Annotated in this window: 24 protein-coding genes; 16 read left to right on the top strand and 8 right to left on the bottom strand. The window is 71.2% G+C overall.

Annotated elements, in window-relative coordinates; genetic code table 11:
• Positions 1–2: 2 nt before the first annotated feature.
• Both FHX81_RS12800 and FHX81_RS12805 read right to left on the bottom strand, forming a co-directional pair.
• Positions 3–938, bottom strand: a complete 936-nt coding sequence (locus FHX81_RS12800; protein ID WP_246107790.1) for a beta-propeller fold lactonase family protein — start codon at positions 936–938, stop codon at positions 3–5.
• Between the two features lie 230 nt (positions 939–1,168).
• Positions 1,169–2,116, bottom strand: a complete 948-nt coding sequence (locus FHX81_RS12805) for a TAXI family TRAP transporter solute-binding subunit (protein ID WP_246107791.1) — start codon at positions 2,114–2,116, stop codon at positions 1,169–1,171.
• 57 nt (positions 2,117–2,173) lie between these two features.
• On the opposite strand from FHX81_RS12805, the gene miaB reads away from it, so the two are divergent.
• The 3 genes from miaB (at position 2,174) to FHX81_RS12820 (ending at position 4,649) form a co-directional block, all read left to right on the top strand.
• Complete coding sequence (miaB, locus tag FHX81_RS12810; protein ID WP_170232036.1) at positions 2,174–3,643, top strand: tRNA (N6-isopentenyl adenosine(37)-C2)-methylthiotransferase MiaB; 1,470 nt, start codon at positions 2,174–2,176, stop codon at positions 3,641–3,643.
• Positions 3,640–4,116: an Rv2732c family membrane protein gene (locus FHX81_RS12815; RefSeq protein ID WP_141978142.1), complete on the top strand. Its 477-nt coding sequence runs from the start codon at positions 3,640–3,642 to the stop codon at positions 4,114–4,116. Before miaB ends, FHX81_RS12815 begins: the two co-directional genes overlap by 4 nt.
• 77 nt (positions 4,117–4,193) lie before the next feature.
• Positions 4,194–4,649 (top strand): hypothetical protein, encoded by a 456-nt coding sequence (locus FHX81_RS12820; protein WP_141978144.1) that lies wholly within the window; start codon positions 4,194–4,196, stop codon positions 4,647–4,649.
• 323 nt (positions 4,650–4,972) lie between these two features.
• On the opposite strand, the gene FHX81_RS12825 is transcribed toward FHX81_RS12820, so the two are convergent.
• Positions 4,973–6,307: a DUF349 domain-containing protein gene (locus FHX81_RS12825; RefSeq protein ID WP_141978146.1), complete on the bottom strand. Its 1,335-nt coding sequence runs from the start codon at positions 6,305–6,307 to the stop codon at positions 4,973–4,975.
• 185 nt (positions 6,308–6,492) lie between these two features.
• Between FHX81_RS12825 and FHX81_RS12830 the strand changes: the two genes are divergently transcribed.
• Genes FHX81_RS12830 through dapF form a run of 3 tightly spaced genes read left to right on the top strand, consistent with a single transcriptional unit; the run spans position 6,493 to position 8,900 of the window.
• Complete coding sequence (locus tag FHX81_RS12830; protein WP_141978148.1) at positions 6,493–7,176, top strand: class III extradiol dioxygenase subunit B-like domain-containing protein; 684 nt, start codon at positions 6,493–6,495, stop codon at positions 7,174–7,176.
• 4 nt (positions 7,177–7,180) lie between these two features.
• Positions 7,181–8,083, top strand: a complete 903-nt coding sequence (gene miaA, locus FHX81_RS12835) for a tRNA (adenosine(37)-N6)-dimethylallyltransferase MiaA (protein ID WP_141978150.1) — start codon at positions 7,181–7,183, stop codon at positions 8,081–8,083.
• A gap of 10 nt (positions 8,084–8,093) precedes the next feature.
• Complete coding sequence (gene dapF, locus FHX81_RS12840; protein WP_425473814.1) at positions 8,094–8,900, top strand: diaminopimelate epimerase; 807 nt, start codon at positions 8,094–8,096, stop codon at positions 8,898–8,900.
• On the opposite strand, the gene FHX81_RS12845 is transcribed toward dapF, so the two are convergent.
• From FHX81_RS12845 to FHX81_RS12855, 3 genes are read right to left on the bottom strand one after another with little or no spacing between them, the layout of a single operon-like run.
• On the bottom strand, positions 8,897–9,754 hold the full coding sequence (locus tag FHX81_RS12845; protein ID WP_141978155.1) for an SMP-30/gluconolactonase/LRE family protein: 858 nt from the start codon (positions 9,752–9,754) through the stop codon (positions 8,897–8,899). The genes dapF and FHX81_RS12845 overlap by 4 nt on opposite strands.
• A complete protein-coding gene (locus FHX81_RS12850; RefSeq protein ID WP_141978157.1) occupies positions 9,747–10,010 on the bottom strand; it encodes a hypothetical protein in 264 nt (87 codons plus the stop codon). Before FHX81_RS12850 ends, FHX81_RS12845 begins: the two co-directional genes overlap by 8 nt.
• Positions 9,994–11,211: an MFS transporter gene (locus FHX81_RS12855; RefSeq protein ID WP_141978159.1), complete on the bottom strand. Its 1,218-nt coding sequence runs from the start codon at positions 11,209–11,211 to the stop codon at positions 9,994–9,996. Before FHX81_RS12855 ends, FHX81_RS12850 begins: the two co-directional genes overlap by 17 nt.
• A 72-nt stretch (positions 11,212–11,283) precedes the next feature.
• On the opposite strand from FHX81_RS12855, the gene FHX81_RS12860 reads away from it, so the two are divergent.
• From FHX81_RS12860 to FHX81_RS12870, 3 genes are read left to right on the top strand one after another with little or no spacing between them, the layout of a single operon-like run.
• On the top strand, positions 11,284–11,772 hold the full coding sequence (locus FHX81_RS12860; protein WP_246107792.1) for a helix-turn-helix domain-containing protein: 489 nt from the start codon (positions 11,284–11,286) through the stop codon (positions 11,770–11,772).
• A gap of 43 nt (positions 11,773–11,815) precedes the next feature.
• Positions 11,816–13,261: a GTPase HflX gene (hflX, locus tag FHX81_RS12865; protein WP_141978163.1), complete on the top strand. Its 1,446-nt coding sequence runs from the start codon at positions 11,816–11,818 to the stop codon at positions 13,259–13,261.
• Between the two features lie 4 nt (positions 13,262–13,265).
• Positions 13,266–14,288, top strand: a complete 1,023-nt coding sequence (locus FHX81_RS12870) for an LPXTG cell wall anchor domain-containing protein (RefSeq protein WP_342787195.1) — start codon at positions 13,266–13,268, stop codon at positions 14,286–14,288.
• A gap of 13 nt (positions 14,289–14,301) precedes the next feature.
• Here the strand turns inward: FHX81_RS12870 and lexA are convergent, their stop codons facing one another.
• Positions 14,302–14,979, bottom strand: coding sequence for a transcriptional repressor LexA (lexA, locus tag FHX81_RS12875; protein ID WP_230566876.1), 678 nt, complete (start codon positions 14,977–14,979; stop codon positions 14,302–14,304).
• 241 nt (positions 14,980–15,220) lie between these two features.
• On the opposite strand from lexA, the gene FHX81_RS12880 reads away from it, so the two are divergent.
• The 7 genes from FHX81_RS12880 to FHX81_RS12910 all read left to right on the top strand — a co-directional run bounded on the left by FHX81_RS12880 (position 15,221) and on the right by FHX81_RS12910 (position 22,761).
• Positions 15,221–15,718, top strand: a complete 498-nt coding sequence (locus FHX81_RS12880) for a LysM peptidoglycan-binding domain-containing protein (protein ID WP_141978167.1) — start codon at positions 15,221–15,223, stop codon at positions 15,716–15,718.
• Positions 15,719–16,065: 347 nt separating this feature from the next.
• Positions 16,066–16,524: a transcriptional regulator NrdR gene (nrdR, locus tag FHX81_RS12885; protein WP_073886580.1), complete on the top strand. Its 459-nt coding sequence runs from the start codon at positions 16,066–16,068 to the stop codon at positions 16,522–16,524.
• Between the two features lie 104 nt (positions 16,525–16,628).
• On the top strand, positions 16,629–19,481 hold the full coding sequence (locus FHX81_RS12890) for a vitamin B12-dependent ribonucleotide reductase (RefSeq protein ID WP_141978169.1): 2,853 nt from the start codon (positions 16,629–16,631) through the stop codon (positions 19,479–19,481).
• A 247-nt stretch (positions 19,482–19,728) separates the two neighbouring features.
• Positions 19,729–19,986: a hypothetical protein gene (locus tag FHX81_RS12895; protein WP_141978171.1), complete on the top strand. Its 258-nt coding sequence runs from the start codon at positions 19,729–19,731 to the stop codon at positions 19,984–19,986.
• A gap of 361 nt (positions 19,987–20,347) precedes the next feature.
• Complete coding sequence (locus FHX81_RS12900; RefSeq protein ID WP_246107793.1) at positions 20,348–20,905, top strand: hypothetical protein; 558 nt, start codon at positions 20,348–20,350, stop codon at positions 20,903–20,905.
• A 29-nt stretch (positions 20,906–20,934) separates the two neighbouring features.
• Positions 20,935–21,525, top strand: a complete 591-nt coding sequence (locus tag FHX81_RS12905) for a TetR/AcrR family transcriptional regulator (protein WP_141978173.1) — start codon at positions 20,935–20,937, stop codon at positions 21,523–21,525.
• Positions 21,526–21,597: 72 nt separating this feature from the next.
• On the top strand, positions 21,598–22,761 hold the full coding sequence (locus tag FHX81_RS12910; RefSeq protein ID WP_141978175.1) for an MFS transporter: 1,164 nt from the start codon (positions 21,598–21,600) through the stop codon (positions 22,759–22,761).
• Between the two features lie 18 nt (positions 22,762–22,779).
• Here FHX81_RS12910 and FHX81_RS12915 read toward each other — a convergent pair whose 3' ends face one another.
• Complete coding sequence (locus FHX81_RS12915) at positions 22,780–23,529, bottom strand: succinate dehydrogenase/fumarate reductase iron-sulfur subunit (RefSeq protein ID WP_141978177.1); 750 nt, start codon at positions 23,527–23,529, stop codon at positions 22,780–22,782.
• Position 23,530 lies beyond the last annotated feature (1 nt).

The following is a 23,530-nucleotide window of genomic DNA, read 5'->3' on the forward strand; positions in this document are numbered from 1 at the left end:
GGTCAGGACGTGACGGCCACACCCTCGGGCCCCTTGCCCGCGGCGAAGCGGGCGACGGGCTTGCCGCTCTCCGCGTCGAGGACCGAGACGGTGTCCGACCCCGTGTTGGTGATGTAGACGGAGCTGTCGTCCGGCGCGGCCGCGGCGCCCTCGGGCATGCGCTGGACCTTGACCACGCCGAGCGGGTCGCCGGTGGGCCCGAGGACGCTGACCGTGTTGGAGCCGGTGTTGGCGACGTGGACCCGACCACCGGGCGTGACCGCGACGCCGAGGGGCGCGTTCCCGACCTTGGTCGTCGCCACCGGTCGGGCGGCGGCGGTGTCGATGACGGTCACGGTGTCGTCACCGGTGTTGGCCACGTAGAGCCGCTCGCCGTCGAACGAGATGGCGATGCCCGACGGGAAGACCCCGACCGGGATCGTGGCGACCGGCGCCTGCGACCGCGTGTCGATGACCGTGACGCTGTCACCCCCGTTGTCGGTCACGTACACGCGGGAACCGTCCGGGCTCGCGACCGCGCTGTGCGGGAACCGACCCACCGGGATGGTGGCGACCGGTGCGTTCGTCGCGGTGTCGACGACCGTGACGTCGCCGGAGCCGAAGTTGGTCACGTAAGCGTGGGTCGGCGTGGCGGCGACGCCGAACGGGTTGGCCCCGACCGGCACGGTGGCGACCACGGCCAGGGACCGGGTGTCGATCACCGAGACGGTGTTGGACGACTCGTTGGTGACGTAGACGCGGTGGCCCGCCGGGTGCGCGCCGACACCGGCGGGGTAGTCGCCGACGCCGATCGTGGCCGTCACCTCCCCCAGGCGCGGGTCGTACACGGTGACGTTGTCGGAGCCGCTGTTGGCCACGAACACCTGGATGCGCGTCGGCCATCTGGGCGAGGCGTCGAAACCCGTGCCGGCCGGCACGGCGAGAATCGCGACGACCACGCCCGGCAGAGAAAACCGGTAAAGCTTTTCGTGAATACGCGCGCATACCGAGTGAACGGACACGAGTTCCCCGCTTCAGTGTCGGATCCCGCGCGACCCACCGCTGGTCCCACGCTTGCGGTCACCCTAACGGCCTAGCGCGGAAAAGCGCCGTTCGAGCCCGCGCTTGACCCCGACTTGGGCGAGCCGCCAGGCGTGCCGATTCCACCGTCGGAATGACGACAGGGCACTTAAACCTTGACGTCCCGGTAATAACGCATCGCACCGGGGTGCAATTCGATCGGCGTCGTCTCGATCGCCGAGCGGACCTCTATCGACCGCGCCACCGGACTCGCCGCGACCAGCCCCGACTGCGCCTGGAACAGACCTCTGACCAGCGCTTCCGCCACGTCCTCGGACATCGTGTCGTTGACCAGCAGGAAGTTGCGCACGACCAGGGTGACGACGGGGCCGCCCTCCAGCCGGTAGGCCGACGCGGGCAGGGTCGCCGAGCCGTAGACCGGGTACTCCTCCCGCAGCCCCGGCAGCACGTCGCTCAGGTCGAGCATCCGCAGCTTCACCGTCGTGGCCAGGTCGGTGACCGCGTCCGTCGGCACGCCACCGGACCAGAAGAACGCGTCCAGCGCGTCGGCGCGCATCGCCTCCACGCTGGTCGGCAGGTCCATGTACTGCACCTTGAGGTCCGCCTCCGGCGAGATGCGCGCCGCCTTCAGCAGCCGTTGCGCGATCAACCACACGCCGGAGTCCCGCGCGCCCACGCTGACCCGCAGGCCCCTCAGGTCGGCGAGCTTGGTCGCGGGCAGGTCGTCGCGCACGATCAGCTGCAGGTAGTCGTCGTGCATCCGGGCCAGCGCGTACAGCTTGTGCCCGCCGTCCGCCTTCTGCTTCTCCTCCGCCGCGTCGGCCGCGGAGAACCCCACCTGCGCCTGGTTGGCCCGCAGCCGGTCGAGGTTGTCCACCGAGCCCGCCGTGTTCGCGACCTGCGGCCGGGGGATGCCGGGCTCCCGGGTCCACGCGTCGGCCAGCGCCACGCTCAGCTTGTGGTAGACCCCGCCGGGGCTGCCCGCCGCCATGGTCAGCTTCACCTGGTCCAGGTCGTCGGCGCACGCCGTCAACGACAGGGTGGCCAGGGCCAATGCGGCCCCGACCGCGTGCAACCGCAGGAGCGTTCCCGACACCTGCGCATCGTCGCACGTCCACGCTCTACGCTGGACCCGACGGAAGGACTAGGTGCAGTGACTCGCAGTTACCAGATCCGCACGTTCGGCTGCCAGATGAACGTGCACGACTCCGAGCGCCTGGCCGGCATGTTGGAGGACGCGGGCTACACGCCCGCCGAAGGCGACGTCACGCCGGACGTCGTCGTGTTCAACACCTGCGCCGTGCGGGAGAACGCCGACAACAAGCTCTACGGCACGCTCGGCCACCTCGCGCCCGCCAAGTCCGCGAACCCCGACATGCAGATCGCCGTCGGCGGCTGCCTCGCGCAGAAGGACCAGGGCGAGATCGTCAAGCGCGCGCCGTGGGTGGACGTGGTCTTCGGCACGCACAACATCGGCTCGCTGCCCGTGCTGCTCGAACGCGCCCGGCACAACCGCGAGGCGCAGGTCGAGATCCTGGACTCGCTGGAGACCTTCCCCTCGACGCTGCCCGCCCGCCGCGACTCGGCCTACTCCGGCTGGGTGTCGGTGTCCGTCGGCTGCAACAACACGTGCACGTTCTGCATCGTCCCGTCACTGCGCGGCAAGGAGAAGGACCGCCGTCCCGGCGAGGTGCTGGCCGAGGTCCAGGCGCTGGTCGACGAGGGCGTGCTGGAGGTGACCCTCCTGGGCCAGAACGTGAACTCCTACGGCGTCGAGTTCGGCGACCGCTACGCGTTCGGCAAGCTCCTGCGCGCCACCGGCGGCATCGGGGGCCTGGAGCGCGTCCGCTTCACGTCACCGCACCCGAAGGACTTCACCGACGACGTCATCGCCGCGATGGCCGAGACGCCCGCCGTGTGCCACTCCCTGCACATGCCGCTGCAATCGGGCTCGGACCGCGTCCTCAAGGAGATGCGCCGCTCCTACCGGACCACCAAGTACCTGTCCATCCTGGACAACGTCCGCGCGGCCATGCCCGACGCCGCCATCACCACGGACATCATCGTGGGCTTCCCCGGCGAGACCGAGGAGGACTTCCAGGCCACCCTGGACGTGGTCCGCGAGGCGCGGTTCTCCTCGGCGTTCACGTTCCAGTACTCCAAGCGCCCCGGCACCCCCGCCGCCGAGCTGCCGGACCAGCTGCCCAAGCAGGTCGTGCAGGAGCGCTACGACCGCCTGGTCACCCTGGTCAACGAGATCGCCCACGAACTCAACCGCGAGCAGGTGGGCCGCGAGGTCGAACTCCTGGTCGCCTCCGGCGAGGGCCGCAAGGACGCCGAGACCCACCGCATGACGGGCCGCGCCCGCGACGGCCGCCTGGTCCACTTCACCCCCGGCGACGCCCACGTCCGCCCGGGTGACGTCGTGGAGACCGTGGTGACCTACGGCGCGCCGCACAACCTGATCGCCGACGGCCCCCTGCTGTCGCACCGCCGCACCAAGGCGGGCGACCGCTCCGAGGCGGGCCTGAAGCCGAAGACACCGGGCGTGACGCTGGGCCTGCCGTCGTTCGGCAAGCCCACCCCCCTGCCCGCGGCGGTCGGCGGGTGCGCGGTCGGATGAGCGAGCACGACCCGGACGACCTGGCCGGCCTGCGCGAGGAGATCGACGACGTCGGCCGTTCCGCCGCCAGGCGCTTCGACCCGGGCACCGGAGCCCTGACGATCGCGATCGCCTCACTGGCCATCCTGGTGTCCCTGATCCTCCCGTGGACCGACGACATCCAAGGCCTGAGCCTGCTGTTCGGCCAAGGCGAAGGGCTCCCCGAACTCTTCGCCTACGCGGCCGTCCTCGTAGGCGTCCTGCTCCCCGCCGCGACCCTGGCCCTCCGCCGCTGGACCCTGGCCTGGGTCTGCGCCCTGACCTCCTTCGCCGCCTCGGTGGCCGGCGTCCTCTCCATCTGGACCACCCAAACCACCACCGGCCACCACCCGGGCCCGGGCCCCGGCGCCGGCCTCGTCCTCGCCGTGGTCGCCATCGTCGTCCTGCTGGTCAAGTGGGTGAAACTGGCCGCCTCCCGCCCCCCGATGCAGTGACCGCCGGGGGCGGGACGGGGAACCGGGCCGCCGGCGGCTGACGTCGCGGCCGCCGGTGGCGGACGACGTGGGTCGCGGTGCACGAGATCCACCGCGACCGCGCGGCTTGCGCGCTCAACCGGTTCTACCGGTTCGCCTCGGCCACCTGGCGCGTCCCGGACGGGACGGACCAGACCTGCTGTTCGCCGCGGGCCGGCCGCGCCGAGGGTCACGGCACGCAACTGAGCCAGGGTGGGTTGCCGGTGCACCGGTGCCCGTCCGCACCGGTCGTCGTCGTGGTCGGCTCGCCGGGCCGGCTCGTCGCGGGCGCAGTCGTGGTGGGTGCGGTGGTGGTCGGCGCAGGCGCGTTCACGGCCGGGCGGATCGTGGTGGTGGCGACAGGCAGCACCACCCTGGCCACCTGGTCGGGTGCGGCGGAGGTGGCGGTGGTCGCGGGCGATGTCGTCGCGGACGCCGATGGAGGTGCCGAGGACGGCGAGGCGGGCACGATCGACACCACCGTCGTCGGCGCAACGGGTGTGATCGCGCGGTAGACCGTGTAGCCGGCCAGCAGCAAGATCGAGAGAACCGGGATCAGGATCGCCAGGACGACCAGCACGACCCTGGTCCACGGGAGGCCGTAGACCATCGAGCCGATCGTGTGGGCCATCGTCACGGGGCCGTCCACCCGACCGCTCACGACGTTGTGCGCACCCGCCGACGCCTGTTCCGGTTCCACCCGCCCAAGGTAACGGCCCGTGCCGGGACGATTACCGCAGTTCTCGTGCCTCGACGGCCGCGCCGGGTGTCCGGGTGCGATCGGGCCCCGTGCCGCTCCCCTCCCGGAGGGGAACGGCACGGGGCCCGATCGTCCGCACTAGCGGCTCGCAACCGCCTGCTCAGCGGCCGCCAACCACTCACGCCACTGCTGCGCCTGCGCCTCGGCCTGCTCGGCGCGCCGCTTGTCCCCGGCCGACCGGGCCTTCGCCGCCTGCGCCTCGAACTGCTCCACCCGCTCCCGGAACTGCGCGACCCGAGCCTCGGCCTCCGGGTCCGACCGACGCCACTGCGCGTCGACCGCACCCCGCACCCGCTCCTCGATCGTCCGGAGCTTGCCCTCCAGCTCCCGGACCCGCTCGCGGGGCACCTTGCCGATCGCGTCCCACCGCTCCTGGATCTTGTAGAGCTGCTGCCGCGCGGCCTCCAGGTCCACCGACGGGTCGATCCGCTCGGCCTCGGCGAGCAGTTCCTCCTTCAGCTTCGCGTTGGCCGCGAACTCGGCGTCACGCTCGCTGAACGCCTCCGACCGCTTGGCGAAGAACGCGTCCTGCGCGGCGCGGAACCGCTGCCACAACGCGTCGTCGGCCTCCTTGGGCGCGCGCCCGGCGGCCTTCCACTCGACCATCAGCTCCTTGTACCGACCGGCCGTGGGGCCCCAGTCGTCGGACTCGATGAGCTTCTCGGCCTCTTCGACGAGCTCCTGCTTGCGGTTCTTGGCCACGCCGCGCTGCCGGTCCAGGTCGGCGAAGTGCGACCCGCGCCTGCGGTTGAACGCGTCACGCGCCTTGGAGAACCGCCGCCACAGCTGCTCGTCGGTCTTGCGGTCGACGCCCCGGATGGTCTTCCACTCGTCCAGGATCGCCCGCAGCCGGTCGCCCGCCGCCTTCCACTGCGTGGACTCGTTGGCCAGCGCCTCGGCTTCCTCGACCAGCTCCTGCTTGCGCGCGCCCGCGGCCGCACGAGCCTCGTCCTTGGCGGCCTTGGCCGCCTCCAGGCCCTTCTCGGCCAGGACGAGCACGTACTCGACGCGTGCGGCCAGCGCCGCGAGGTCACCGACCACCGCCGCGTCGGCCAGGGTCTCCTGGACGTGCTTCGCGCTGGTCAGCGCGTGCTTGGGGTCTCCCGCGCCGGAGGAGAGCCGCGTCACCAGCAGCTCGACCTCGGTGCGGATGTCGTCGAACCGGCGCGCGAAGTGCGCCAGGCCCTCGGCGGGTTCGCCCGCCTGCCAGGAACCGACGACCCGCTCGCCCTCGGCCGTCTTGACGTAGACGGTGCCGTCCGCGTCCACGCGCCCCCAGCGGTCAGGGTGGTCCGACGCCACGGGGACCGCCGGTGGCGCCACGACCGGCGTCGTTTCCACCCGGGTCTCCTCGACCACCGCCCCCGCACCACTGTCGCCAGTGGTTCCCGGTGTCGTCTCGTGCTCCGTCATCGCCGGCTTCCTCCTCGCCTGCCCACTTCGTGGTGCCCGTGCCGACCACGGGCGCCCCGCCTACGACGGGGCCCAGCACCCGAGTACCGCGACGCTCCCTAAGAGTGCCCAGTACCTCGCGCGCATTCAAACAGGTCAAGGCTCGCATCGGTACCGGTGGTGGCCGATGAGTAGCGTGGACTGCCATGATCTCGCGCCTGGTGGTCGTGCCGAACCCCCCGCTGCTGGTGCCCGAACTGGTCTCCGGGGCCGTCCGGGACACCGAACCGGTGCGCTCGGCGTGCCTGGCCGCCGCACGGGACCTGGCCGCCCACTCGCCGGACTGGGTCGCGGTCGGCGTCGACCCATCGGGTCCTCGGGTGGTCGAAGGCGCGACGGGCACCTTCCGCGGCTTCGGGGTGGACGTGCGGGTCTCCTTGTCCGACCAGTCGTCCCGAGTGGAAGACGACCTCCCCCTGCCCGCCCTGATCGCCGCCTGGCTGCGCGAGCACGCGGGCGCGCGCTCGGTCCGCGTCCACCTGATCCCGCCCGACCTGCCCACCGCCGACTGCGTCGCCCTCGGCGAACACCTCGCCGGCTCCGCCGCCCTCCTCGTCCTCGGCGACGGCTCGCACCGCCACGGCGAGCTGGCCGTCGGCCGCCCCGACGACCGCGCCGAACCGTTCGACGACGACGTGCGCAAGGCCCTGGCCACCGCCGACGCCGACGCCCTGCGCGCCCTCGACCCCGCCCTGGCCGCCGAGCTGGGCGCGACCGGCCGCGCCGCGTGGCAGGTGGCCGCCGGCGTCCCGGGCCCGTGGCAGTGCGCCCGGTCGACGTTCCTGGCCCCCTTCGGCGTCGGCTACCACGTGGCCGTCTGGGAGGCTTGAGCCCGTGAGAACCCCCATCGCCGTCGTCGGGCCCACCGCCACCGGGAAGTCGGACCTCGCCGTGCGGCTGGCCGTCGAACTGGGCGGCGAAGTGGTCAACGCCGACGCGATGCAGCTCTACCGGGGCATGGACATCGGCACAGCCAAGATCGCCGAACCCGAGCGGCGCGGCGTCACCCACCACCTCCTCGACGTGCTGGACGTCACCGAGACCGCCTCCGTGGCCGCCTACCAGCGCGAAGCCCGGCACGTCGTCGAACGGCTGCTCGCCGAGGACCGCACGCCCGTGCTCGTCGGCGGCTCGGGCCTGTACGTGCAGGCCGTGCTGGACGACCTGGTGTTCCCCGGCACGGACGAGAAGATCCGCACCCAGCTGGAGCAGGAGCTGGCCGTCTTCGGCTCGGAGACCCTGCACGGCAGGCTCGCCCAGCTCGACCCGGCCGCCGCCCTGGCGATCCTGCCGAGCAACGGACGCCGGGTCGTCCGCGCGCTCGAAGTCATCGAGCTGACCGGTCAGCCGTTCTCCGCGACCCTGCCCAAGCCCGGTCCCGCCCGCTACGGCACCGTGCTGGTCGGCCTGGACCGGGACGTGTCCGAACTGGACGAGCGCGTCGACGCCCGCGTCACGCGCATGTTCGACCAGGGCTTGGTGGACGAGGTGCGAGACCTCGAAGCGCGCGGCCTGCGCGACGGCCGCACGGCGTCCCGCGCGCTGGGCTACCAGCAGGTGCTGGCCGCGTTCGACGGCGAGTGCTCGATCGAGGAGGCCGCCGCGACGACCGCGCAGGCCACCCGCCGGTTCGTGCGCAAGCAGCGGTCCTGGTTCCGCCGCGACCAGCGCGTGACGTGGTTCGACGCGGCGGAGCCGACCCTGGCCGATGACGTGCTCGAACTCGTCACGCCGTAGCCTGGTGGGCGTGGGAGTCGAGTTTCTGAAGGGCCACGGCACCGAGAACGACTTCGTGGTGCTGCCCGACCCGGACGGCGTGCTGGACCTGACCGGGGCACGGGTGCGCGCGCTGTGCGACCGGCGGCGCGGGCTGGGCGCGGACGGCGTGCTGCGGGTCGTGCGGCCCGACTTCGGCCCGTGGTTCATGGACTACCGCAACGCCGACGGCTCGATCGCCGAGATGTGCGGCAACGGGGTGCGCGTCTTCGCGAAGTACCTGGTCGAGGCCGAGCTGGTGCCCGCGGGTGAGTTCACCATCGGCACGCGTGCCGGTGAGCGGCCCGTCACCGTGCACGACGACGGCACGGTGACCGTCGACATGGGTCGCGCGCTGGTCACCGGCACGGGCACGGCCACGGTCGGCGGCAGCGCGTTCGGCGGTGTCGCGGTGGACGTCGGCAACCCGCACCTGGCGTGCGTGACCGAGGTGCCGGTCGCCGAGCTGGACCTGAAGCTGCCGCCCGGTCACGACCCGGTGCAGTTCCCGCACGGCGTGAACGTCGAGTTCATCAACGTCCTGGACGAGGGCGCGCTGCGGATGCGCGTGCACGAGCGCGGCGTGGGCGAGACCCGGTCGTGCGGCACGGGCACGGTCGCCTCGGTCGCGTCGTGGCTGTACGGGGCGGGTCGGCGCACGGGCAAGGCCACTGTGGACGTCCCGGGTGGACAGGTGTCCGTGGTGATCGAGGAGGACGGCTCCACGCTCACCGGCCCGGCCGTGCTGCTGGCCCGCGGCGAACTCGACCAGGCCTGGTGGGACGCCCTCCGGGACTAGAGCTCGAACACCTCCAACCTGCCCGACCGTGCCTGGGACACCACCTCGGGCTGCGAGCTGGGCGCGGTGCAGCAGACCAGCCGGTCCCCCACGATCGCCACGGCGAAGCAGGTCTGGCTGGTCTCCACCTTGCGGGTGATCCCGCCGCCCTCCTCGACCCGGAAGACGAACGGCTGGAGCGCCGGGGCGACCCACACGCCACCGTCGCCGTCCACCGCGATCCCGTCCGGCGCGATGAAGTGGTCCCGCAGCGACGCGAACACCCGACGCCCGGACAACGTGCCGTCGTCGGCCACGTCGAACACCGTCAAGCCGAACGCCAGCGTCTCGGCGATCACCAGCCGGCCGTCCGGCAGCAGCCCGGTCCCGTTCGGGAACTTCAGGTCCTCGGCCGCCACCTCCACCGACCCGTCCGGCCTGACCAGCGCCAACGGCGTGCCGGGCGCGACCCAGCCCGGTTCCAGCATCGACGCCTCGCCGCCCGCCGCGATGGCCGCGTGCAGGTCGAAGCCGAAGTTGCCGACGTACGCCCGGCCCTCGGCGTCGACCAGCATGTCGTTGGCGTGGAAGGTGGCGATCCCGGTCAGGTCGGCGTGCTCGACCAGCCCGCCGTCCTCCAGGCGCAGCACCTTGCGGTCGCGCATCGACACCACCAGCAGCCGCCCGTCGGGCAGCCACCCCAGCCCCGACGGCTGTCCCGGCACCGCGCAGACGACCTCCTCCTCGCCCGTGGCCAGGTCGAACGCGCGCACCTCGTGGTCGTAGAAGTCCGAGTAGTACAGCCGCCCGTCGGGCCCCTGCCGCGGGCCTTCGCCGAACCGGAGACCTTCGCGCAGCACGGTGGTGTCAGCCATGCCGGTCGAGGCTAGTGATCACCGGCAGGTCCCGCATCGACCGCAGCGGTGACAGGACCACCCGGAAGGCGGACAACACCATCCCGGCCGCCGCGACCCACCGCGTGGCCCGCCACCGCACCCACCGGCATCGCGCCCAAGTCGGGAACCGGATGCCGGCGTTCATCCGGCCGGGCAGCCGGTCCGGGCACGACGCCTGCCACAGGCTGACCCGGGTCACGCCCCGGAACGGCCGGAAGTCACGCGGTAACGGCATCGCGGCCCCGCAACGGCGACAGCACCACCCACAGCACGGACGCCGCCTGGCACGCCATGCCCACCGCCAGCGTGGCCGTCACCCCGATGCCGCCGCCGAGCACACCGCCCACGAGCCCGCCCAGCGGCATCGCGCCCCACACCACGAACCGGATGCTCGCGTTCATCCGGCCGAGCAGGTGGTCCGGGCAGATCGACTGCCGGTAGCTGACCTGGGCGATGTTGTAGACCGTCGCCCCGTACGCCACGGCCGCCTCGCCGACCAGCACGAACACGATCCGCCAGTCCGCCGCGCCGAGCGGGACCAGCGCCCCGAGCGGCCACGTGACCAGGCCGGACAGCCAGATCACGGTGGTCTGGCCGAACCGGGCGTTCCACCGGTTCACGGTCAGCGCGCCGAGCACACCGCCGATGCCCGCGCTGCTGAGCACCAGGCCGACCACGCCCTCGGACAGACCGAGCTCGCGCACCAGGAACAGCACCAGCACGGCCGCCGCCATGCCGCCGAAGAAGTTCGCCGTGCCCGTGCAGGCGACGATCGCGCGCAGCGACCGGTGCCCGAAGACGAAACGCAGCCCTTCGGCGATCTCGTGCCGCAAGCCGGGCTTGTCGGGTTGCCGCGGCGGCGGCTCGACCGTCCGGATGCGCAGCAGGAACAACGCCGAGGCCACGTACCCGACAGCCGTGGCGAACACGCCGAACGCCGCGCCGACCGCCTGCGCCACGCCACCGGCGGCGGCCGGGCCGGACACCTCCGCCACGGCCCGGCTGGCCTCCAGCTTCGAGTTTCCCTCGACGAGCTGGTCACGGCCGACCAGGGCGGGCAGGTACGACTGGTAGGCGATGTCGAACATGACCGTGGCCGCGCCCACCAGCAGGGCGACCACGACGAGCTGGGCCAGCGTGAGGACGCCCAGCCACCACGCCACCGGCACCGAGAGCAGCAGCGCCGCGCGGGTGAAGTCGGCCACCAGCATCACCGGGCGGCGGCTCAGCCGGTCCACCCACACCCCGGCGGGCAGCCCGATCAGCAGGAACGCGGCCGTGCCCGCCGCCGAGAGCACGCCCATCTCGAACGGCGTGGCGGCCAGCGCGCCCACCGCGAGCAGCGGCAGCACGGTGCGGCCGATCTTGGAGCCGAACTGGCTGATGGTGTCGCCTGCCCACAGCAGGCGGAAGTCGCGATGAGACCAGAGGGACACGACGAGGAGTCTCTCGGGAGTGATTGGAAAGTGTCAATCACTCTGACGGACGCCGGTCCTTATGCTGGTGCGGTGCAGCGACGCCCGGCCACCGACGCCGAAGCAGCCGCGCTGGCCTCGGCCGTGCGGCTGCGCATCATCCGGCTCACCTACGACCGCGCGATGACCAACAAGGAGATCGCCGAGCGACTGGGCAAGGACCCCGCCACCACCCTCCACCACGTGCGCAAACTGGTCGCCACGGGCTTCCTGGAGGCCCAGGAGGCGCGCGCGGGCAACCGGGGCGCGCGGGAGATCCCGTACAAGTCGACGGGCCTGTCCTGGCGGCTCACCAAGAACCAGTACGCCGAAGAGACGAGCGAGGCCGTGTTCGAGGCGTTCCTCGGGGAGGTCGCGGAGGTCGGTCCGGCCGCCCTGAAGCAGTTCCGACTCGTCGCCCGCGTCGACCGCGCGGAACTAAATCGGCGCCTCCAGACGTTGTTGGATGAGCTGGCAACCGAGCCGGCCCACCCCGACGGGGAACGCGTGGCGATCTACCTGGCGCTCTACCCAGGCGATTAACCACTCGGACCGGGCAGGGGTGCCGTGGGACGATGAAGGGCAAATGACGGAAAACACGTACAGCAGCAACGACTGGCTCGACCACGAGGACGAGCTGTCCACCGGCGACATGGCGCTCGAGGAGCGCGCCGCGCTACGCCGCGTAGCCGGGTTGTCCACCGAGCTCGAGGACGTCACCGAGGTCGAGTACCGCCAGCTCCGGCTGGAGCGGGTCGTGCTGGTCGGCGTGTGGACCGAGGGCACGGCGGCCGATTCGGACGCCTCCCTGGCGGAACTGGCCCTGCTCGCCGAGACCGCGGGCTCCGAGGTGCTGGAAGGCCTCGTGCAGCGGCGCGACCGGCCCGACCCGGCCACCTACATCGGTTCCGGCAAGGTCCACGAGCTGCGCGACATCGTGATCGCCACCGGCGCGGACACGGTGATCTGCGACGGCGAGCTCTCCCCCGGCCAGCTGCGGCAGCTGGAGGAGAAGCTCAAGGTCAAGGTCGTCGACCGCACCGCGCTGATCCTGGACATCTTCGCCCAGCACGCGTCCACGCGGGAGGGCAAGGCCCAGGTCGAGATGGCCCAGCTCCAGTACCTGCTGCCGCGGTTGCGCGGTTGGGGTGAGTCGCTGTCCCGGCAGGCCGGTGGTCGCGCCGGCGGCGGCAACGGCGGCGTGGGTCTGCGCGGTCCCGGTGAGACCAAGCTCGAGACCGACCGCCGGCGCATCCGCGCGCGCATCGCCAAGCTGCGCCGCGAGATCGCCGCGATGAGCGTCATCCGGGAGACCAAGCGGCACCGCCGCGTGGCCAACGCGGTGCCGAACGTGGCCATCGCCGGGTACACGAACGCGGGCAAGTCCAGCCTGCTCAACGCGCTGACCGGCGCGGGCGTGCTGGTGCAGGACGCCCTGTTCGCCACCCTCGACCCGACCACGCGGCGCACCGAGACCCCCGAAGGCCTGCCCTACACGTTGACCGACACCGTCGGCTTCGTGCGGCACCTGCCGCACCAGCTCGTCGAGGCGTTCCGGTCGACGTTGGAGGAGGTCGCCGACGCGGACCTGCTGGTCCACGTGGTCGACGGGTCCGACGCGATGCCGGAGAAGCAGGTCCAGGCGGTGCGCGAGGTGATCACCGAGATCTCGTCGCGGCGCGACGACCCGATGCCGACCGAGCTGCTCGTGGTGAACAAGATCGACGCGGTGGCCGAGCTGGGCATGGCCCGGTTGCGCCACCTGTTCCCCACGGCGGTGTTCGTCTCCGCGCACACCGGCGAGGGCATCGCCGAGCTGCGCGAGCGCATCGCGGCCATGACGCCGCGGCCGGAGGTCGTGGTCGACGCGCTCGTGCCGTACGCGCGGGGTGAGCTGGTCGCGCGCGTGCACCGCGAGGGCGAGGTGCTCAAGGAGCGGCACACGGAGGAGGGCACGGAGCTGTCCGCCCGGGTCCGCCCGGACCTGGCGGGCGCGCTGGAGGCGTTCGCCGTGAACGGAAGCCGCGCCTGAGCCGTTGCGCGCGTTCCTGCTGGTCGCAAGCCTGGTGATGACGGCCGGTTCCGCTGTGGCGGAGCCGGCCGTCGTCGACGTGTGCGCGGTGACCGACCCGCGGCTGGAGGAGCTGTCCGGGCTCGCGTCCGACGGCGCGCGGCTGTTCGCGGTGAACGACAGCGACAACGGCCGGTTGCAGGTGCAGGTGCTCGACCGGACGTGCGCGATCACCCGCACGATCACCACGCCGAACAATCCGTTCGACGTCGAAGATCTGGCACTGGCCCCTGACGGAACTCTCTGGGCGGCGGACACCGGGGACAACGGCAAGACCCGGGAAACCGTGGCATTGCACGCGGTTTCCCCGGACGGCAGCGCCCGTTTGCACCGCCTCACGTATCCTGACGGAAAGCACGACGCCGAGGCATTGTTGATCGACGGTTCCGGCATTCCGCACATCGTCACGAAGGAAACGATCGGATCGGCTCTGGTGTACCGGCCGGCGTCCGGGTTGAGCGAGGGCGCGCCGACGCCGTTGGAGCAGGTGGCGCGGGTGTCGATCAGCACGACCGACACGCCCGGCGGACCGTTGCAGAACTCCGTGGTGACGCGCCTGGTCACGGGCGGCGCGATGGCCCGGGACGGCCGGGTGGCGGCGTTGCGCACCTACACCGACGCGTACCTGTTCCCGGTGCCGGACGGCGACCTGGCCAAGGCGCTGGAGGGCGACCCGGTGCGGGTGCCGCTGGCCGGTGAGCCGCAGGGTGAGGCGATCGCGTTCGACCCGGACGGCACGCTGCTGTCGGCGTCCGAGTTCGGCGGCACCGGCACGTCGTCGGCCCTGCGGGCCGTGGCGGGCGCGACGGCGCTGGCCGTGCCGCCCCCACCGACCACGACCACCACGTCGGCCGACACACCGGCCGCCGCCGACGACACCACTCCCCCGACGGGTGACACGCGGTCGCCGTGGCCGGTGGTGGGCGGCGGCGCGGTGGCGTTGGTGCTGGTGGGGGCACTCGTGCGCCGGTCCCGCCGTCGGGCGTGAGGGTCGGCAGCGGCTACAGCCGGCGCAGGACCGCCACGACCTTGCCCAGGATCGACGCGTCGTCACCCGGGATGGGCTGGTAGGCCTCGTTGTGCGGCATCAGCCACACGTGCCCGTCCTCCTTGCGCTTGAACGTCTTCACGGTGGCCTCGCCGTCGATCATCGCGGCGACCACCTCGCCGTTGTCCGCCGTCGGCTGCTGGCGGACCACGACCCAGTCGCCGTCCGTGATGGCGGCGTCCACCATCGAGTCACCGACGACCTTCAGCAGGAACACGTCGCCCTCGCCGACGATCTCGCGGGGCAGCGGGAACACGTCCTCGATGGCCTCCTCGGCCAGGATCGGCCCACCGGCCGCGATGCGGCCCAGCATGGGCACGTACGCGGGCGTCGGCTTGGACGCCGGGTCGAGGCCGGTCACGATCTCCGCGGGCAGCACGCCCACCGCGCGCGGCCGGTTCGGGTCGCGGCGCAGGTACCCCTTCCGCTCCAGCGCGCGCAGCTGGTGGGCGACCGAGGAGGTGGAGGTCAGGCCGACCGCCTCCCCGATCTCCCGCACGCTGGGCGGGTAGCCGAACCGGTCCAGCCAGTCGCGGATCACGTCGAGCACCTTGCGCTGGCGCAGGGTCAGCCCGGCGTTGCCCGCGATGTCCGCCGGTTCGGGCGCGGAGGGCACATCGGCGGTGCGCAGGTCTTCACTGGTCTTGCGTGCCACGGTGCTTCCTCCTCACCGGTCCCGATTGCCCAGGCCGGCTCTCCGACGATCTTCACTTGTGGACGGTAGTCGCGTTCGTTGTCCAGATCAAACACCTGTTCGAAGTAAACCTCGGCGTGTCCTGGCTATTTCGCCCGGCGAAGTGGTACACATTCGCACGGACGTTCGATCGAACACAGGTTCGATCATGATCGGATGACCTGCGTTGGAGGACATCATGGCGGTGGTCATTGGCACCCGGAACGGCTTCGAACTGGTGGACGGCGCCGGTGTCGAGGATGTCGCCCTCGGCGCGGGATTGCGACCGGGACCACGGGTCCTTCGCCGGTTCGAAGTACACGACAAGGGCAATCGCCGCCCGGCCACCCGCCCCCGCCCGCCCGTCGTGCGCCAGACCGCGCCCGAGCCGGTCGCCTGCGAGGTCCGGCCGCGGCGCCACCCGGCCGTCCAGTTCGTCGCCTACGCCGCGGTCGCGGCCGTGTTCGCCGCCCTGCTGAGCCTGCTCCACCTCTACGTCTCCGGCGCCACCACCGTCCCCGAACGCACCAACGTCGTGCACGTCCAGGTGGGCGAGACCCTGCGGGACGTCGCGGAGCGCAGCGCACCCGCCAGCGACCCCGACGCCGTCGTCGAGCGCATCCTCGAGCTGAACTCCCTGCCGTCCACCGACGTCGTCCCCGGCCAGTCCCTCGTCGTCCCCCACGGCACCCCTTGACCCCTCGCGAGAGTCGAACGCTCAGGTCCCGCGTGTCGAACCTTCAGGACCCCTGAGTTCAACGTCCGGAACGTTGAACTCAGGGGTCCTGAGCGTTCGACACGGTGGGCGCGAGCGTTCGACACGCGGGTTGACGGAGGCGGTCCGTGACCGTCGCGTCGCGGAGTGCTGTGCGTCCCATCGGGTGAACGCCGACCGGTGTGTCCGACTTGCAGACGAGTAGGGCTCGGGCATAGGTTGACCCCTACATCTAGTGGTCACACCGTTGTAGTTAGTCCACAGGTTGGGGTTTTCCCCATGACGTGGGCTGACGCGATGGATGCTGCGCGGAGAAGGGGGGACCAGCCGTGCGATGCCCGTTCTGCCGCAACGCCGACAGCCGTGTGGTCGATTCGCGCGAGGTCGACGAGGGCCAGGTGATCCGCCGCCGGCGCTCGTGCTCGAGCTGCGGCCGCCGGTTCACCACCGTGGAGGAAGCCGTGCTCGCGGTGGTCAAGCGCTCCGGCGTCACCGAGCCGTTCAGCCGCGACAAGGTCGTCAACGGCGTGCGCCGCGCCTGCCAGGGCCGCCCGGTGGACGAGGACGCCCTGCAGCAGCTGGCCCACCGCGTCGAGGAGTCCATCCGCTCGGGCGGCAACGCCGAGATCCCGAGCCACGAGGTGGGCCTGGCCATCCTCGGCCCGCTGCGCGACCTGGACGAGGTGGCCTACCTGCGGTTCGCCTCCGTCTACCGCTCCTTCTCCTCCGTCGAGGACTTCGAGAAGGAGATCGCCGATCTTCGCACCGCCCAGCGCACTGACGACTGAGCGGACGCGACGCAGGACAACCTCGCGGCCGCCTCGGACGGGGAGCCCGGACGTGGCCGCGGAACGAACACCTTCCAAGACGAGCAAGACGAGAGGGACCCGGGATGACGGAGACCGTCGGTGGCTCCAGCAAGAAGACGGCCACCCGCAACGGCGCGGGGGACAAGAACGCCAAGCTGAAGGTGGAGCGCGTCTTCACCACCGCGGGCAAGCACCCCTATGACGAGGTCACCTGGGAGCACCGCGACGTCGTCATGACGAACTGGCGCGACGGCTCGGTGAACTTCGAGCAGCGCGGCGTCGAGTTCCCCGACTTCTGGTCGGTCAACGCCACCAACATCGTCACCAGCAAGTACTTCCGCGGCGCGGTGGGCACGCCCCAGCGGGAGCACAGCCTGAGGCAGCTCATCGACCGCGTCGTGAAGACCTACGTCGAGGCGGGCATCAAGCACGGCTACTTCGCCACCGAGGACGACGCCGAGATCTACGAGCACGAGCTGACCTGGATGCTGCTGCACCAGGTGTTCAGCTTCAACTCGCCGGTGTGGTTCAACGTCGGCACGACCTCGCCGCAGCAGGTCAGCGCCTGCTTCATCCTGTCGGTGGACGACACGATGGAGTCGATCCTGAACTGGTACCGCGAGGAGGGCCTGATCTTCAAGGGCGGCTCCGGCGCGGGCCTGAACCTCTCGCGCATCCGCTCGTCCAAGGAGCTGCTGTCCTCCGGCGGCACGGCGTCCGGCCCGGTGTCGTTCATGCGCGGCGCGGACGCGTCCGCGGGCACCATCAAGTCCGGTGGCGCGACCCGCCGCGCGGCGAAGATGGTCGTGCTGGACGTCGACCACCCCGACGTCGAGGAGTTCATCGAGACCAAGGCGCGGGAAGAGGACAAGGTCCGCGCGCTGCGCGACGCCGGGTTCGACATGGACCTGGGCGGCAAGGACATCGTGTCCGTGCAGTACCAGAACGCGAACAACTCGATCCGCGTGTCGGACGAGTTCATGCACGCCTACGAGAACGGCGGCCGGTTCGGCCTGCGCGCCCGGATGACCGGCGAGGTCATCGAGCACGTCGACGCCAAGGACCTGTTCCGCAAGCTGGCGAAGGCCGCGTGGGAGTGCGCCGACCCGGGCATCCAGTACGACGGCACGATCAACGACTGGCACACCACGCCGGAGTCGGGCCGCATCACGGCCTCGAACCCGTGCTCGGAGTACATGCACCTGGACAACTCCAGCTGCAACCTGGCGTCGTTGAACCTGATGAAGTTCCTGTCCGACGACGGCTCGTTCAACGCGGAGCTGTTCGCCAAGTCGGTCGAGCTGATCATCACCGCGATGGACATCTCGATCTGCTTCGCGGACTTCCCGACCCCCGCGATCGGCGAGACGACCCGCGCGTTCCGCCAGCTGGGCATCGGCTACGCGAACCTGGGCGCGCTGCTCATGGCGACCGGTCACGCGTACGACTCCGAGGGTGGCCGCGCGCTGGCCGCCGCGATCACGTCCCTGATGCAGGCTGTGGCGTACAAGCGGTCCGCGGAGCTGGCGGGCATCGTCGGCCCGTACGACGGCTACGCCCGCAACGCCGAGGCGCACCAGCGGGTCATCCGCAAGCACTCGGCCGCCAACGACATGCTGCGCACCTACCACGCGAACGACGGCGCGGTGCAGAAGGTCGCGACCAAGGCGTGGCAGGAGTGCCAGAAGATCGGCGCCCGCAACGGCTGGCGCAACGCGCAGGCCAGCGTGCTCGCGCCCACCGGCACCATCGGCCTGATGATGGACTGCGACACCACCGGCATCGAGCCGGACCTGGCGCTGGTGAAGTTCAAGAAGCTGGTCGGCGGCGGCTCGATGCAGATCGTCAACCAGACCGTGCCGCGCGCGCTGCGCGTGCTGGGCTACCAGCAGGAGCAGATCGAGGCGATCGTCGAGTTCATCGGCGAGCACGGCCACGTGGTCGACGCGCCCGGTCTCCGGCCGGAGCACTACGAGGTGTTCGACTGCGCCATGGGCGACCGGTCGATCGCCCCGATGGGTCACGTGCGGATGATGGCCGCGGTGCAGCCGTTCATCTCGGGCGCGATCTCCAAGACGGTCAACATGCCGGAGACGGCGACCGTCGAGGACGTCGAGGAGATCTACTACCAGGGTTGGAAGCTGGGCCTGAAGGCGCTGGCGATCTACCGCGACAACTGCAAGGTCGGCCAGCCGCTGTCGGCGGGCAAGTCGGCCAAGGCGTCCGCCGCGGTGGAGGCCAAGCCGGAGACGGTCGTGGAGTACCGCCCGGTGCGCAAGCGCCTGCCGAAGAAGCGCCCGTCGCAGACGGTGTCGTTCACGGTCGGCGGCGCGGAGGGCTACCTGCACGCCGGGTCGTACCCCGACGACGGCCTGGGCGAGATCTTCGTCAAGCTGGGCAAGCAGGGCTCGACGCTGGCCGGCGTGATGGACGCGTTCTCCATGTCGATCTCGGTGGGCCTGCAGTACGGCATCCCGCTGGAGTTCTACGTCTCGAAGTTCCAGAACCTGCGCTTCGAGCCGGCGGGCATGACCGACGACCCGGACGTCCGCATCGCGACCAGCGTCCTGGACTACCTGTTCCGCCGCCTGGCGCTGGACTACCTGCCGTTCGAGAAGCGCGCCCAGCTGGGCATCTTCACCGCCGACGAGCGCACCGCGCAGGTCTCGTCCGACTACGGCACCGGCTCCGACGTCGACCTGGAGGGCCTGCGCACGTCGGTCGACGCGGCACCGTCCGCCGCCACCACCCCGGCTCCCGCGGAGAAGAAGTCCAAGCCGCAGGACATCAAGGTGGGCAGCTCCACGGAACTGCTCGAGCTGCACCTGGGCAAGGCCGCCGACGCGCCGCTGTGCATGACCTGCGGCACCAAGATGCGCCCGGCCGGCTCGTGCTACCTGTGCGAGGGCTGCGGCTCCACATCGGGCTGCAGCTGATCACCGAAGGGAAGCCACGACCGGTGAGGCGCGGCTGACAACTCCACAGCGATGTGAGGGCCGGGGCGAGTGCGTTCCGGCCCTCACATGCATCACGTCCGGCGCGAAGAGCGTCGGAACGACGAACGCCCGGCCTGCTAGGGCCGGGCGTTCGGTGCAGCTGAACCGAGGTCGCAACTGCGGTGTGAGAGCCACTATGCGACCACGGCTCGGCTGCGATCACAAATCGAGAGCAGGGAGTCATCACATGACACGCAGTAATCGCGGTCAGACCGGAGCCAAAGCGGCTTCGAACGCAGGCAAGGTGCTCGCCAGCCCGAAGTCGACGCCAGCCGAGAAGGCAGCCGCTGCTAGCGCGCTCTCCCAGGCGCCGAGCAGCAAGGGGCAAACCGGTGCGAAGGCCGCGTCCAAGGCAGGCAAAGTACTGATGGATTCGTCGTCCACCAAGGCGGAGAGGTCGGCTGCGGCAAGCACTCTGGCGCAGACGCCCAGCAAGAAGAAGTAGCTGGTAGGCCTGCCCGGTGGAGGTGGGAGGTCGACAACAGGATCGACCTCCCACCGTCCGTCATCCAGTCGTCACCCGGCATGGAGGGGACGTCGCAGCGGCCATCGGCATCCCCGAGCACCGCTGTCCCCGAGAGTGGCGACGGAGACTTCAGGCGTTCTTGCCGACCGCACCCGAGATCAGCCTCGGCCGATCCTTGACACCCGCGCGAGTGATCGACTCTGCGAAGATGAGCGACCGCTGACCCGCCCATAGCCGTTCATCACGTGCTCGTCGGCACGCTCCGCACCTATGGTGTCGCCGTGGACCGCTCCCTGTTGTGCCGTGACGAGCCGGCCGCGTCCGGGCGCGGGTGGGAACGGTGAACCACGTCCTGGCCGGCTACCGCCTGGCGTCACGGGACGCGCGGCAGGACTGGCAGGACGTGGGCCTGCCGCAGGGTGAGCTGGTGTCGTTGAGCGGCTGCGTCACGACGGTCGTGGCGGACGACTGGGACGAGTGGTTCGGCGACCCGACGTCCGCAGAACGGGCCCGCGCGGGTCGGAGCGACCTGCACGTGCTGGAGGTCGGGATCGCCGCCCAGGACGTCCAGCCCCTGCCGGCGGACGTGCGCGAGGGCGGTTGGGACGTGTCGGCGGGCAGCCTGCCGGAACGCCTCGCCCGCGCCGAGCCCGTCACCGCGACCGACGTGCTCGGGTTCGAGCTGGTCGGCTACGACAGCGGGACCTGGCACACCTGGACGTGCCTCGGCGGCCTGGTCGACGACGTGCGGCGGGCGACCGGCGTCCGCCCTGGTCGCTGGGGGCTCGTCCAGGACGAGTCGCAAGCGCGGGTCGCGGCCGACTGGCTCACCGCATCCGGGCTGGGTGACCCGAAGGTGTTCCTCTGGGTGACGGCCCGGCTCGCCAATTCTGGATAGGTCAGTCCAAAACCTGCTACGCTCGGCCCGTGCCCCGACCCAGGGAGTTCGACGAGGAGCAGGCGCTGGACGCCGCCATGCGCACGTTCTGGGTGAACGGCTACGAGGCGACGTCCACCGAAGACCTGTGCCGCGCCACCGGGTTGGGCCGCAGCAGCATCTACAACACGTTCGGCAGCAAGCACGAGCTCTTCAAGCGCGCCCTCGTCCGCTACACCGAGCTGATGACGGCCAACCAGGTCGCGATGCTCGAGGACGAGACGCGGTCACCCCGGCAACGGCTGCGCGACCTGCTCGACGGGATCGTCGCGGGCGAGGCGGAGAACCGGCGGGACGAGCGCGGGATCGGCTGCCTGACCGTGAACACGACCGTGGAGCTGGCCGGGCGGGACCGCGAGGCCGCCGAACTGGTCGACCGCGACCAGCGCCGCAGGCTGGACGGGCTCCGGGCGGTCATCGCGGCCGGCCTGCGGAACGGCGAGTTCCGGTCCGGGCGCGACCCGGTGGAGCTGGCGCGGTTCGTCAACGCCGTCATCGCGGGCATCCGGGTCGCCGGACAGGGCGGGGCGGACATCCCCACGCTCAAGGCCATCGCGGACACCGCCCTGGACGCCCTCTAACAGCCCGGTGAACGGACCGCGCACACCGCTGCCCCCATTTTGGACAGATCAATACAAAACAGGAGCACCGCCATGCCCCGTGTCGTCCACCTGTTCGCCCTCGGCATCTTCGCCATGGTCACCAGCGAATTCGTCGTCGCCGGCCTGATGCCGCAGATGGCCGCCGGCCTGCACGTCACCATCCCCGAGATCGGCTACCTGATCACCGCGTTCGCCGCCGCGATGGCCGTCGGCGGTCCGCTGCTCACCGTGCTCGTGCTCCGGTTGCGCCCCAAGGCCGCGCTGATGGCGTTGTTCGCCGTCTTCCTGGCCGGCAACGTCCTGGCCGCCACCGCCACCGACTACGGGGTGATGCTCGCCGCCCGGGTCGTCACCGGCGCGGCGGCGCAGGCGTTCTTCGGCGTGACGCTCTCGGTCACGTCCGCCCTGGTCGCGGAGCACCTGCGCGGCCGGGCCACCGCGACCGTCCTGAACGGGCTGATGCTCGGCACGCTCCTGGGCCTGCCGCTGGCCACGGTCGTCGGCGAGCACTTCGGCTGGCGCGCGGCGTTCTGGGGCATAGCGGCGCTGACCGTCGTGGCCGCCGCCGGCACGTTCGCGGGCGTGCCGCGGCTTGAGCGCGTCGAGGGTCACGGTGGTGTGCGCGCCGAACTGCGTTCGATCGCCCGGCCGGAGCTGTGGCTGGTGCTGTCCACCAGCACGTTCGTCATCGGTGCCACGTTCGCCGCGTTCAGCTACGTCAACCCGATCCTGACCGGGGTCACCGGGTTCGCCACGACCACCGTGCCGTTGCTGCTGATCGCCTACGGCGTGGCCACCGTGGTCGGCAACCACGTGGTGGGCCGCTTCGCCGACCGGCACGCGCTGCCCGCGCTGGTCGTGGGCCTGGGGCTGAACGCCGCGTTCCTCACCGGCTTCGCCCTCTTCGCCGACCTCAAGCTGCCCGCCGTGGTCAGCCTGCTCGGCATCGGCCTGGTCGGTGTCACGATGAACCCGGCGATGGTCACCCGCGTCCAACGCGCGGGCAACGCCGGTCCGCTGGTCAACACCGTGCACGGCTCGTTCATCACGCTCGGCATCATCATCGGCTCGTGGCTGGGCGGCCTGCTCATCACCGACCACGGCCTGCGCGCGCCGCTGTGGCTGGGCGCGGGTCTCGCGGTGCTCGGCCTCGTCAGCCTGGTCCCCGACCTGCGGCGGGCCACCCGCCGCCCCGCGTTGCGCCACCGGGTGTGACGCAACGCGGGTCCGCGGTCAGGACCGCCGGAACAGCTTGTTGCCCAGCCACACGATCGGGTCGTAGCGGCGGTCGGCCACGCGTTCCTTCATCGGGATCAACGCGTTGTCGGTGATCTTGATGTGCTCGGGGCACACCTCGGTGCAGCACTTCGTGATGTTGCACAGCCCCAGGCCGTGCGACGACTGCGCCTCCTGCACCCGGTCGGCTTCGTCGAGCGGGTGCATCTCCAGTTCGGCCACGCGCATCAGGAACCGCGGCCCGGCGAACGACTCCTTGTTCTCCTCGTGGTCGCGGATGACGTGGCACGTGTTGTTGCACAGGAAGCACTCGATGCACTTGCGGAACTCCTGCGAGCGTTCCACGTCCACCTGCTGCATCCGGTACTCCCCCGGTGCCACGCCCTTCGGCGGCTTGAACGCGGGGATCTCACGTGCCTTCCGGTAGTTGTACGAGACGTCCGTGACCAGGTCGCGGATCACGGGGAACGTGCGCATCGGCGTCACGGTCACCGTCTCGTCCTCGGCGAACACCGACATCCGGGTCATGCACAGCAACCGCGGCTTGCCGTTGATCTCCGCCGAGCACGACCCGCACTTGCCCGCCTTGCAGTTCCACCGCACGGCCAGGTCGGGCGTCTGCGTCGCCTGGAGGCGGTGGATCACGTCCAGCACGACCTCACCCTCGTTGACCTCGACGGTGAAGTCCTCCAGGCCGCCGCCCTCATCCGAACCGCGCCACACCCGGAAGTGCCCCTGGTACCCCATG

Source organism: Saccharothrix saharensis (assembly GCF_006716745.1).
Classification (GTDB): domain Bacteria; phylum Actinomycetota; class Actinomycetes; order Mycobacteriales; family Pseudonocardiaceae; genus Actinosynnema; species Actinosynnema saharense.